Here is a 12,079-nt window from a genome sequence, read left to right as displayed (position 1 = left end):
TGTCTTCTTACAAGCTGTGGCCTCGGAAAAAGTCCTGCACATCGGCAACGAAGATATCCGGCTGCTCCATCGCCACGAAATGCCCGCCGTGCTCCAGGTCGCGCTGCCGCACGACGTTATAGCCGCGCGCCAGCCATCCCTGCGGCGGCGGGGGAACCAGGTCCCAGGGCGGCAGCAGGAAGGCGGTCGGCGGCGAAACGAATTCGCCCGGCTTCAGAGCCAGATCGCCGCTGCGCCCGGCCGCCCAGTAGATCCAGGTCGATGCCGCCGCCGTATCGGTCAGCCAGTAGAGCGCGATATTCGCAATCAGGTGATCCATGTCGAAAGGCGGCGCGCGGTCGACGGATGCGCGCGAAAAGCCGTGGAATTTCTCAACGATCCAGCCGGCCAAGCCCGCCGGGCTGTCGCTCAGCCCATAGCCTAATGTCGTCGGCTTGGTGGCCTGGATCGCGTGATAGCCGGTTTCGGTCGCCTGGATTGCTTTGACACGGCCGATCCAGGCCTTCTCGGCCTCGCTCAGCGGCGCGCCGTCTTTGGTCAGGGGTGGCCGCAGCGGCACCATGTTGAGATGCAGCGCCGCCACATGATCGGCGTGATCGACCCCCAGCCATGACGAGACAATCGAGCCCCAGTCTCCGGCCTGCGCGAAGAAACGCTCAAAGCCGAGACTCTCCACCATCAGATCGCGCCACAGGCGCGCAATGACGCGCGGCGAGATCGGGCGGCTCAAGGGCATGGAGAAGCCGTAGCCGGGCAGGCTCGGGCAGATCACGGTGAAGGCATCTTCGGCTTTGCCGCCGAATCGCTCCGGATGCGCCAGCTTCTCGATCACGTCGATGAACTCCAGCACCGAGCCGGGCCAGCCATGGCTGAGCAGCAGCGGTCTGGGATTGCTGCCCGAGCCGCGCTCGATCACCACATGCACATTCTGCAACCCGCCGGTATCGGCGCGTTTCAGCAAGACGATATATTGCTCGAAGCGATTGAGCTTCGCTTCCCATGCCCGCCAATCGAAGCCGTCGCGCCAGCGTGCAACGAAGCGGCGCATGTAGCCGCCGTTGCTGCCATATTGCCAGGCGGCATCGTCCGGCTCTGCCGGCCAGCGCGTCAGCGCCAACCGCGCCTTGAGATCGTCCAGCGCCTCTTGCGGAATGTTGACCGTGAAGCGCCGGGCGTCCGGCGACACCTTCATAGTCCCGGCAGCCATGGCTTGAGCCCGATCGGCATGGCGTTCCTCCTGTTTGCCGTCGAGCCAGCCACAGGCGGAAGGCCATTGCAAGCGGTCTATTTCAAGCGTGACCTACAAGCCTTCGATGGCGAGCGCGGCAAACGTCGCCAGCCAGTGCTCGCCGCCATAATGGCCGCTCTCCAGGAAGGGCAGGCTGGCCGCCTCATGCGCTGCCGCCGCAAAAAGCAGCGGTGCCGCCGCATCCCCCCTCAGATGCCTGGCGATGCCGCGCAGGCACCAGGCGCGGCTTAAGTTCAGGCCGTCGAGATGCACGCCCTTGGCATCGGCGCGGTCGGATACCATGGCCGGCTGCGGCAGGTTTCGCTGCAGGAAGCGTCTGAACCAGGCGGCGAACTCGCCCTCCGGCAGCAGCTCCGCGCTCAATAAGGCTTCGATTAGGCCGCCGGACAGGAAGTCGTCGCCATTGGGCTCATAGTGAATGGGATAATCGGCGTCCTCGGCGAAGAAGCGCCGTGCGGCAGCGCCGATCGTCGCCGCCAAAGCCTCGTCTTTGACGGTGCGCGCATAATACAGCGCCAGCAGCATGCCGAAGGCGGTGTTGAAATGCGTGCCGACCCGGATCGGATAGCTCAGCTTTGCCAGATAAGGCGGGAAGGCTTCCGCGATATGGCGTTCCAGCGGCGCCAGCGCCGCACGCCAGGTTTCGGCCTGGGCATGCGGCCATAGCCTCAGTTCTGCCGACAGCGCCAGCAGCCAGCCCCAGCCATAGGGCCGCTCCCAGGTGCCGCGTCCGGGCACCCGCATATAAGCCGCCTCGGCTTCGCCGGCTTCCGGCGTGAAATGCGAGGCGAAAAGCTGTGCGGCTTCATCGGCAAACGGCAGGTCGGGATAGCGGCGCAGGCAGCGCGCCAGCAGCCACCAGCCATGCACCGAAGAATGCCAGTCATAGCTGCCATAGAAGATCGGATGCAGTGTGCGCGGCGAGCGCAGGTCATCCGGGCCGGTCAGGTAATGCGCGATGTTGTTCGGATACTCGCGCGCCAGATTGCGCATCGGCAAGGCGGCAAAGCGCGCAGCCTGATCACGGGTGAGTGTGGGTTGTGTGGTGCTGGTCATGTCGCCATGATGGCATGCGGGGATGCACAGACAAGCGTCTGCTGGCTGCTGGAACAGAAGGAACCCCTGGCCTTCACGTGACCTTTTCTGGATGCGGCAACCGGCGTCGCCGCCGGTCCCCATTACTTGCCGTGGCAGTATTTGTACTTCTTGCCTGAGCCGCAAGGGCAGGGAGCGTTGCGCGGCGTGCTCTTCCAGGTCGCCGGATCGTCAGGATCGACCTGATTGCCACGCGCCACGGTCACCGGCCGGGCAGGCAGGGCGCGGGCGGCATCGCCATCGTCACCATCGATATCCTCGCCGCGGCTTTCATGCATTTCCATCGGCTGCGACGGCCGCGCGAAGAGATCCTGCGGCGGCTCTTCGGCGCGCACTTCGACGCGGGCGAGGATCGCGGTCACCTGCTCGCGCACGCGCGCCAGCATCTGCTCGAACAGCGCAAAGGCCTCGCGCTTGTATTCGTTCAGCGGATCCTTCTGCGCATAGGCGCGCAGGCCGATGGCCTGGCGCAGGTAATCGAGGTTGTGCAGATGCTCCTTCCAAGTCTGGTCCAGCACCTGCAGCAGCAGGCTGCGCTCGACCATGCGCATCACTTCAGGTCCAAAATTAGCGGCCTTTTCGGCCATCTTGCGGTCGACCGCGTCATGCAGCCGCTCGCGGATCGCCTGATCGGCGATGCCTTCTTCCCTGGCCCAGTCGACAATCGGCAGGTTCAGCGCAAAGACGCGGGCAACTTCCTGCTGCAGGCCTTCGGCATCCCACTGCTCGGCATAGGCCTTTTCGGGGATGTGGCGGCTGACCATCTCGTCGACGATCTCGCGCCGCATGTCGGTGATGGTCTCCGACACGTCCTGGCTCTGCATCAATTCGATGCGCTGCTCGTAAACGACCTTGCGCTGGTCGTTCATCACGTCGTCGAACTTCAGCAGGTTCTTGCGGATCTCGTAATTGCGCGCTTCAACCTTCTGCTGCGCCTTTTCCAGCGCCTTGTTGATCCAGGGATGGGTGATCGCCTCGCCTTCCTGCAGGCCCAAGCGCTGCAGCATGCTGTCCATGCGCTCGGAGCCGAAGATGCGCAGCAGGTCGTCTTCCAGCGAGAGGAAGAATTTCGACGCGCCCGGATCGCCCTGGCGGCCCGAACGGCCGCGCAGCTGGTTGTCGATGCGGCGGCTTTCATGGCGCTCGGTGCCGATCACGTAAAGGCCGCCGGCCGCCAGCACCTTTTCCTTCTCGGCGGCGACTTCCGCGCGGATCTCCTCGGCGCGCTTGGCGGCGGCCGCCTCATCCAGCCCCTGCGTTTCCTGCAGGATGCGCATCTCGGCATTACCGCCGAGCTGAATGTCGGTGCCACGGCCGGCCATGTTGGTGGCAATCGTCACGGCGCCGAGGCGACCGGCCTGGGCCACGATGAAGGCTTCCTGATCGTGATGGCGCGCGTTCAGGACGTTATGCGGAATCTTCTTCTGCTTGAGGAAGTCCGACAGCAGCTCGGACTTCTCGATGGAGACCGTGCCGACCAGCACCGGCTGGCCCTTGGCGCGGCATTCCTCGATCAGCTTGACGATCGCCTGATACTTCTCGTTGGCGGTGCGGTAGACCTCGTCATCGGCATCGATACGCGCCACCGGCACGTTGGTCGGAATCTCGATGACGTCCAGCTTGTAGATGTCGGCAAACTCGGCCGCTTCCGTCGAAGCCGTGCCGGTCATGCCGGCCAGCTTCGGATACATGCGGAAGTAATTCTGGAAGGTGATCGAGGCCAGCGTCTGGTTCTCGGTCTGCACCGTGACGCCTTCCTTGGCCTCCAGCGCCTGATGCAGGCCATCGGAATAGCGCCGGCCTTCCATCATGCGGCCGGTGAATTCATCGATGATGATGACCTTGTCATCCTTCACGATGTAGTCGACATCGCGGGTGAACAGCACATGCGCGCGCAGGGCCTGGTTGGCATGGTGCACGACGGTAATGTTCTCGATGTCGTAGAGCGATTCCGACTTCAGCAGCCCGGCCTCACGCAGCAGCTGCTCCATATGCTCGGTGCCGCTTTCTGTGAAGCTCACCGCGCGCTGCTTCTCGTCCTTTTCGTAATCCTCAGGCGTCAGCTTCGGAATCAGCGCATTGACCTGCGTGTAAAGCGACGAGGTGTCTTCCGACGGACCGGAGATGATCAGCGGCGTACGCGCTTCGTCGATCAGGATCGAGTCCACTTCGTCGACGATGGCGAAGTTGAACGGACGCTGCACCATCTGCTCGCGCTGGAACTTCATGTTGTCGCGCAGATAGTCGAAGCCGTATTCGTTGTTGGTGCCGTAGGTCACGTCGCAGGCATAGGCCTCGCGGCGCTCCTCGTCGGTCAGGCCGTGCACGATGACGCCGACGGTGAGGCCGAGGAAGCGATAGACGCGGCCCATCCATTCGGCGTCGCGCCGGGCCAGGTAGTCGTTCACGGTGACGACATGCACGCCCTTGCCGGTCAGCGCGTTGAGATACACAGCGAGCGTGGCGACCAGCGTCTTGCCTTCGCCGGTCTTCATCTCGGCGATGCGGCCGTCATGCAGCACCATGCCGCCGATCAGCTGCACGTCATAATGGCGCTGGCCCAGCACCCGCTTGGCTGCCTCGCGCACCACGGCGAAGGCTTCCGGCAGCAGATCGTCGAGATCGGCGCCGTTGGCGAGCTTCTGCTTGAACTCGACCGTCTTGGCCTGCAGGGCCGCATCCGAAAGCTTGGAAATTTCCGGCTCCAGAGCGTTGATCGCCTGAACTGTCTTCGAATAGGCCTTCACCGCGCGGTCGTTGGCCGAACCGAACAGTTTCTTGGCGAGCGCGCCCAACATGCGGTACCCCTGAAATTTTTCGCTAAACTGCCGTCACGCAACAGGAACCGGCAAATAGAAACCCGCGTGACAGATAAGCGCTGCCCCCCTCAATGTCAACGAAGCGGGGCTGCGGCACAGCGGCCGGTGCCAGCCGTCCGGGCCGGATTGACCCGCGACGATTCAAGGGGTTACATCCAGCGGTCAACGAAAGGTGTCCCCGTGAGTGCTCCCGCAACCGATCTGTCATCTGCCGCCCGGATCGATCCGGTCAAACTGGCCCAGGACCTGATCCGCTGTCCCAGCGTCACCCCGGCCGACGAGGGCGCTTTGGGGATTCTGGAGGCGGCGCTGAAGCCGCTCGGCTTCGACTGCCAGAGATTGCGGTTTTCCGCACCCGGCACGCCGGATATCGACAATCTCTATGCCCGCTGGGGCCAGCCCGGCCAGGGCAGGAATTTCTGCTTCGCCGGCCATACCGACGTGGTGCCGGTGGGCGACCGCAAGGCCTGGACGGTGGATCCCTTCGGGGGCGAGATCATCGACGGCCAGCTATATGGCCGGGGCGCTTCCGACATGAAATCCGCCATTGCCGCCTTCGTTGCGGCGGCGGGCCGCTTCCTGGCTTCGCGCAACGGCAAATTCTCGGGCTGCATCAGCCTGCTGATCACCGGCGATGAGGAAGGCCCGGCGATCAATGGCACGGTGAAGGTGTTGCAGCATCTGGCCGAACAGGGCGAGAAGCTCGACGCCTGCGTGGTCGGCGAGCCGACCAATCCGCGCCAGTTGGGCGAGATGATGAAGATCGGCCGCCGCGGCTCGCTTACCGCGCGCATCACCGTGCATGGCATCCAGGGCCATGTCGGCTATCCGCATCTGGCCGACAATCCGATCCCGCGCCTGCTCGATATCCTCACCGCGCTGAAGACGCGGCGGCTTGATACCGGCAATGTGCATTTCGAGCCGTCGAATCTGGAAATCACCACCATCGATGTCGGCAATCCGGCCAACAACGTGATCCCGGCCTCGGCCCATGCGGTGCTCAACATCCGCTACAACACCGAGCAGACCGCGGATGGCCTGAAAAGCTGGATCACGCGGGTCTGCGAATCCGTCTGCGGCAGCCAGGGCAACGGCGCGCGCTTCGACCTGGTTCTGGAAGACGGCGCCATGCCGTTCCTCACCAAGCCCGGCCCCTTCGTTGCCGCCATGGCCGATGCCGTGCGCGAAGGCACCGGCCGCGAGCCGGAACTCAGCACCACCGGCGGCACCTCGGATGCGCGCTTCATCCAGGCCTATTGCCCGGTGGTGGAATTCGGTCTGGTCGGCCAGACCATGCATAAGGTGGATGAGCGGGCCGCCGTTGCCGATATCCAGGCGCTCTCGGTCGTCTATGAGGGCATGCTGCGGCGCTTTTTCGACTCCGCGACGGCATGAGTCTTCCCAGTGGTGCTGAGATTGCCGCCGCCCTGCGTGGCCTGGCTGCCGCGCTGCGCGGCGATCCGGCCGCGCCGTCCTGGTATGACCTCTCGGTCGACGGCTTCTGGCGTTCCTTCTGGCCGCCGCTGATCGCCGCAGCGGCCTATTTCGCGATCCTGCAGCCCGGTGTCATCGAGGGCGCCATTGAGGGAGCCATCGAGGGCGTGATCGAAGGCGCCGTGGACAGTGCGGACGGGCTGGCCGGGATGGAAGCCAGCCGGCTCGGCTTCAGCCTGGTTCAGGCTGTGCTGTTTCTCGCTTCCTGGCTCATCTATCTGGCGGCAATGGTGGTGCTGTGCCGCGCCTTCCGGCTCACCGACCGCTTTGCCGTTTTCGTCACGCTCTACAACTGGGCGCAGGGCATCGTCTCGATGATCAGCGTGCCGGTGCTGGCCGCGACGCAATGGGGCCTGCTGCCGGCCAGCGCCATGGCGGGATGGAATTTCGTTCTGTTATTCGTCTGGCTTTATGTCGTCGCGCAGATCGCGCGGGTTACTTTCGGCGCAACGCCGATTCTCGCGATGGGGATTGCGGCGCTCGATCTCGGGATTGCCCTGCTGCTGCACGGCCTTGCAGGGTCACTGCTATAGCAGAGCTTAGGTGCGGACGATCACCAGGTAGCCCAGATAGCTGAGATAGGCGGCGACGAACAGCATGCCTTCGCCGCGCGAGACCTGCCGTCCGCTATAGAAGACCGGCACGCAGGCCAGTGCCACCGCCACCATCACCGGAATATCGATCTTGATCAGCGACGGCGCCACGGGGATGGGCGAGGACGGCACGACGCAGGTCACGCCAAGGATGATCAGGATGTTATAGGCGCTGCTGCCCAGCAGGTTGCCGATGGCAATGTCGCGCTGTCGCCGGATCGTCGAAACCAGTGTGGTGACCAGTTCCGGCGACGAGGTTCCGATCGCCACGACGGTCAGCCCGATGAATTCATCCGACACGCCCCAGAGCTTCGCCAGCTCGACGGCGCCGGCCACCAGCCAGTCCGCGCCCACGACGATGATGGCAATCCCCGCCAGCAATGCCGCTGTGTCGAACAGCGTCGAGCCCAGCGAGGGGGGCGGCGGCTCGCCCTGCGCCGCGGCATAGGCAAGCTTCGTGGCGCGGCTTTCCCGCCGTGCCGCCTGGATCAGAACCATCGTGTAGATCACCCCGGCGGCGATCAGGAGTGCACCATCAAGCCGGGTCAGTTCGCCGTCCAGGGTCATCGCCAGCAATGCGCAGGAGGCGATCACGATCATCGGCAGGTCGATGCGCAGCGTATCGTTCCGCAGGGCCAGCGACTGGATCGACGCGCTCAGGCCCAGGATGAACAGGATGTTGACCACATTGGTTCCGGCGATGTTGCCGATGGCAAGATCGCCGCTGCCCTTCAGGGCGGCCTCGATGCCGACGGCCAGTTCCGGCGCGCTGGTGCCCAGGGCGACGACGGTCAATCCGATGATGGTGGGCGAAATACCAAGCCGCGTGGCCAGCCGGGTGCCGCCGCGCACCAGCAGCTCGGAGCCAATGATGAGGACAACCAGCCCCGCGAGCGTCCAGCCGAACGCGCTCAGCATCCTTTGGCCCGCCAGGTCATGCGGTTTTCAGCTCGGCGAACCAGCCAAGCCGCCGCATCAGCAGCTTCTCAGCCTCCAGCATCAGCATCAGACCAGCCCCCAGGGCGATGATCAGCGTTCCATCCGCCAGGCTGAGGGGGCGGGTTTCGAACAGGGCCTGCATGAAGGGCGCGTAGGTGAACAGAAGCTGTGCCACCACGAGGATGGCGATGGCGATCCATACCGCAGGGGTGCCAATCACGCCTTTCCAGGTCAGCGACGTCATGTGCAGATAGCGGACGTTGAACAGATAGAAGATCTCGCCGACGATGAACATGTTGACCACCATCGTACGGGCAGTCTCAAGGTCGCGTCCACTGCGCAACGCATAGAAGAACAGCCCCAGCGAGACCGCGGCCAGCAGGATCGAAACGATCACTACCCGCCATAGCAGGAAGGGAGACAGCAGCGGCGCGTCGGAGCGCCGGGGCGCTCTGCGCATCACGCCCGGCTCCGGCGGCTCAAACGCGAGCACCAGACCCAGCGTGCTGGCCAGGATCAGGTTGACCCACAGGATCTGCGTGGCGCTCATCGGCAGGGCAAAGCCGACCAGGATCGCCAGCACCATGGCCAGCGTCTCGGCGCCGTTGGTGGGAATCTCCCAGGAAATCACCTTGCGGATATTGTCATGCACGGTTCGGCCTTCGCTCACCGCGTTGACGATGGACGCGAAATTGTCGTCCAGCAGCACCATCTGCGACGCTTCCTTGGCCGCTTCTGTGCCCTTGATGCCCATCGCGGTGCCGACATCGGCCTGCCGCAGCGACGGCGCATCGTTGACCCCGTCGCCGGTCATTGCCACCACATGCCCGTTGGCCTGCAGGGCGCTGACGATGCGCAGTTTGTGTTCCGGGCTGGTGCGGGCGAAGACCGAAACCTCCTGCACCAGCTTGCGCAGCTCCTGATCCGACAGTCTTTCGATCTCGGCGCCGGTCGCCGCCTTCGGCTCATCGGCAAGATTGAGCTGCCGTGCAATCGCCAGCGCCGTCGCAGCATGATCGCCGGTGATCATCTTCACCGCGATGCCGGCGGCGCGGCATTGCGCAACCGCGGTGATCGCCTCCGGCCGCGGCGGATCGATGAAGCCGATGATGCCGATGAATTCGACGCCGTCTTTCAAATCGTCGAAACCGATGCGCGTCTTCGCCGCATCCAGATGCTTGATGCCGAAGCCCAGCACGCGTTCGCCTGCCGCGCCAGCCTGCGCGATGCGCTCATGCCACACGGCCTGGTCGGCCTGCGGCAGCGACATGTTGAGCAGCGTCTCGGCCGCGCCCTTGACGAAAATGACATGCCCGCCCTCGGGACTTGCATGCAGCGTCGCCATGAAGCGATGGGCGGCATCGAAGGGAATCTCATCCAGCCGCCGCCACCGCGCTCTTTCCGTTGCTGGATCGAGTCCGGCTTTCATCGCCGCGGCCAGCAATGCGCCTTCCATGGGATCGCCATGGACCATCCATTGGTCTTCGTGGCGCTGCAGTTCGGCATCGTTGCAGAGCAGGCCGCAGCGCAGCACCGGGTCCGCCAGCGCATTCGCGCTGTGCGCGGCATTACCGTCCACCGTCAGCTCACCTTCGGGCGCATAGCCGGTGCCGCTCACCATCACTAGGCCCTGCGGGGCGACGATGCGCCGGACCGTCATCTCGTTGCGGGTCAAGGTACCGGTCTTGTCGGTGCAGATCACCGTGGTGGCGCCCAGCGTCTCGACAGCCGGCAGTTTGCGGATCACTGCGTTGCGTGCTGCCATGCGGCGCACGCCGATGGCCAGGGTAATCGTGATCACCGCCGGCAGGCCTTCCGGCACGATGCCGACCGCCAATGCGACCACCGCGATCAGCGCTTCGACCCAGTCGTAATCGCGGAACAGAACGGCGAAAGTGAAAAGCGCCGCGCCGCCGATCAGCACGAACCAGGTGAAGCGCCGCGCAAACGCATCGATCTGGCGCAGCAGCGGCGTGCTCAGCGGCTCGACGTTCTGCAGCAGCTTGCTGATATGGCCGATCTGTGTACCCAGGCCGGTCTCGACCACGACGCCAATGCCCTGGCCGGCGGCAACCAGGGTGCCGGAGAAAGCCATGCCGCTGCGGTCGCCCAACCCGGTATCGGCGGGAACGGCCTCTTCGTTTTTCTGCGCGGCGACGGATTCGCCGGTCAGCAGCGCCTCGTCGATCAGCAGGCGACGGGCGCGCAGCAGCCGCAGATCGGCAGGAACCCGGTCGCCAGCTTCAAGGTAGACGATGTCGCCGGGAACCAGATCGCGCACCGCGACATGCCGGCGCTCGCCATCGCGCAGGACGCTGGCGCTGGGCGCGATCATGTTGCGGATGGCGTTCAGCGCCTTCTCGGCTTTGCCTTCCTGAATGAAACCGACCACCGCATTGACGATCACCACGGCGACGATGACGACGGCGTCGACAAGATGACCCAGCAGGAAGGCCGCCACTGCGGCCACCAGCAGGAAGTAGATCAGCACATTGTTGAACTGCGCCAGGAAACGCAGCAGCGCGGAACGCCCTGTGGCGGCGGGCAATTCGTTCGGCCCATGGGTTGCAAGGCGCTCAGCCGCCACGCTGCTGGAAAGGCCTTGCCTGGTCGTGCCCAGTGTTTCCAGGACGGCATCCTGCGTCAGGCTATGCCACGGCGTTTCGGTTCGTCCCGTACTGGTCACGGTATGTTTACTCCCCCGCATGTCCGGTGAAATGCTCTGTTCAATTGCGTCAGCCGATTCCCTCGGCCCGGTCACTGTGATATCTCCGCATTTGATATACCGATTGTTCTTCGGAGATATTTTGATTCATATCAGTTGGCCAGGATGCCTTCGCCGGTAGTCTGGATCGCCGAAACCCGTCGCGGACGCAAGAATGAAGGAGGCAGAATAGTATGAAGAAAATCCTTGTTGCCACGGATTTCTCCCCGCGCTCCGATCGCGCTATCCGGCGCGGCGTGCTGCTGGCCAAGGATTTCGGCGCGTCCCTGACCTTGCTTCATGTGGTCGATAACGACCAGCCCGACCGTATTGTTCAGGCCAAGCGCGAGGCCGCGACCGCGCTGCTGAGCGAACAGGCGGCCTCGCTCAGCCAGATCGATGGCATCTCCTGCGACTATAGCGTTTTCATGGATGCTCCCTTCGCGGGCATCCAGCAGGCCGTCAAAACTGCGGCGCCGGATGTACTGCTGATCGGTCCGCATCGGCGGCAGGCCCTGCGCGACATTTTCGTCGGCACCACAGCGGAACGCACGATCCGCTCAAAGTCCGCCCCTGTTTTGATGGCCAATGGCGTGCCCGCCAGTGGCTATCGCCATGCCCTGGTTGCCGTCGACTTTTCCGACTGCTCCCGCGATGCCATGCGCGCCGTCGTGGCGCTGGGCCTGAAGGCCAGGCTTGCGATCTCCGTCATTCATGTGCTCGACAACCCCGCTGCCGGACCGATGAGCAAGGCGCCGCTGACCGAGGCGGAGGCCCGCGATTATGTCATGGCTGAGGAGAAGCGCGCCGCCGGCGAACTGACGGCGCTGGTCTTTGATGCCGGTCTTGCGCCGGCCAAGGAGCTGGTCCGGCTGAATGACCGCTCGGCCGCCGACATTGTCTGCGCGACGGCAAAAGAGATCGGCGCCGATCTCATCGTCGTCGGCACCCATGGTCGTAGCGGCTTGTCCAAGCTGATGCTGGGCAGCGTCGCCCAGGAGATTCTCAGTTGCGCAGAGGTCGATGTGCTCGCCGTGCCGCCCCGGGCGTGACGCGGGGCGCGACGCGGGCATGATGCGCTAAGCGGGCGGCCAGCAGCCGTTCTTTGCAGCGCCAGGCCGATTTGCTAGTGTAGCCGCTGGCCGCCGGTCGGTATCCGGGGAGGGGTTCCTGCAGCGTCTTGTGC

Annotated in this window: 8 protein-coding genes; 3 read left to right on the top strand and 5 right to left on the bottom strand. The window is 64.4% G+C overall.

Annotated features, from left to right (window positions below):
• Positions 1-7 precede the first annotated feature (7 nt).
• The 3 genes from Q0603_RS00175 to secA form a co-directional block, all read right to left on the bottom strand.
• The gene (locus Q0603_RS00175; protein WP_298720168.1) at positions 8-1,207 is read right to left on the bottom strand and encodes an epoxide hydrolase family protein; all 1,200 of its coding nucleotides are present in this window, start codon (positions 1,205-1,207) and stop codon (positions 8-10) included.
• A gap of 93 nt (positions 1,208-1,300) precedes the next feature.
• A complete protein-coding gene (locus tag Q0603_RS00170) occupies positions 1,301-2,305 on the bottom strand; it encodes a DUF2891 domain-containing protein (protein WP_298720165.1) in 1,005 nt (334 codons plus the stop codon).
• Between the two features lie 122 nt (positions 2,306-2,427).
• Entirely contained in the window at positions 2,428-5,142 is a 2,715-nt protein-coding gene (gene secA / locus Q0603_RS00165; RefSeq protein ID WP_298720162.1) for a preprotein translocase subunit SecA, read from the bottom strand.
• A 201-nt stretch (positions 5,143-5,343) separates the two neighbouring features.
• Between secA and dapE the strand changes: the two genes are divergently transcribed.
• Both dapE and Q0603_RS00155 read left to right on the top strand, forming a co-directional pair.
• Positions 5,344-6,558: a succinyl-diaminopimelate desuccinylase gene (gene dapE / locus Q0603_RS00160; protein ID WP_298720159.1), complete on the top strand. Its 1,215-nt coding sequence runs from the start codon at positions 5,344-5,346 to the stop codon at positions 6,556-6,558.
• On the top strand, positions 6,555-7,190 hold the full coding sequence (locus tag Q0603_RS00155) for a hypothetical protein (RefSeq protein ID WP_298720156.1): 636 nt from the start codon (positions 6,555-6,557) through the stop codon (positions 7,188-7,190). Before dapE ends, Q0603_RS00155 begins: the two co-directional genes overlap by 4 nt.
• A gap of 6 nt (positions 7,191-7,196) precedes the next feature.
• Here the strand turns inward: Q0603_RS00155 and Q0603_RS00150 are convergent, their stop codons facing one another.
• Together Q0603_RS00150 and Q0603_RS00145 are read right to left on the bottom strand one after the other, a co-directional pair.
• A complete protein-coding gene (locus Q0603_RS00150) occupies positions 7,197-8,168 on the bottom strand; it encodes a calcium/sodium antiporter (RefSeq protein WP_298720154.1) in 972 nt (323 codons plus the stop codon).
• A gap of 16 nt (positions 8,169-8,184) precedes the next feature.
• Positions 8,185-10,875, bottom strand: coding sequence for an HAD-IC family P-type ATPase (locus Q0603_RS00145; RefSeq protein WP_298720151.1), 2,691 nt, complete (start codon positions 10,873-10,875; stop codon positions 8,185-8,187).
• A gap of 212 nt (positions 10,876-11,087) precedes the next feature.
• Between Q0603_RS00145 and Q0603_RS00140 the strand changes: the two genes are divergently transcribed.
• Complete coding sequence (locus Q0603_RS00140; protein WP_298720148.1) at positions 11,088-11,945, top strand: universal stress protein; 858 nt, start codon at positions 11,088-11,090, stop codon at positions 11,943-11,945.
• Positions 11,946-12,079 lie beyond the last annotated feature (134 nt).

Origin of the sequence: uncultured Ferrovibrio sp. (assembly GCF_937960835.1) — a bacterium.
In the GTDB taxonomy this organism is placed as follows: domain Bacteria; phylum Pseudomonadota; class Alphaproteobacteria; order Ferrovibrionales; family Ferrovibrionaceae; genus Ferrovibrio.
Note: the sequence above shows the minus strand (reverse complement) of the source record. Positions and strands in the feature narration are given on the sequence as shown.

Bases quoted from the DNA above. Each gene is read 5' to 3' on its own strand.
- Q0603_RS00140 (WP_298720148.1), top strand. From the start codon at position 11,088: ATGAAGAAAATCCTTGTTGCCACGGATTTCTCCCCGCGCTCCGATCGC.
- Q0603_RS00155 (WP_298720156.1), top strand. From the start codon at position 6,555: ATGAGTCTTCCCAGTGGTGCTGAGATTGCCGCCGCCCTGCGTGGCCTG.
- Q0603_RS00150 (WP_298720154.1), bottom strand. From the start codon at position 8,168: ATGCTGAGCGCGTTCGGCTGGACGCTCGCGGGGCTGGTTGTCCTCATC.
- Q0603_RS00170 (WP_298720165.1), bottom strand. From the start codon at position 2,305: ATGACCAGCACCACACAACCCACACTCACCCGTGATCAGGCTGCGCGC.
- secA (WP_298720162.1), bottom strand. From the start codon at position 5,142: ATGTTGGGCGCGCTCGCCAAGAAACTGTTCGGTTCGGCCAACGACCGC.
- Q0603_RS00175 (WP_298720168.1), bottom strand. From the start codon at position 1,207: ATGGCTGCCGGGACTATGAAGGTGTCGCCGGACGCCCGGCGCTTCACG.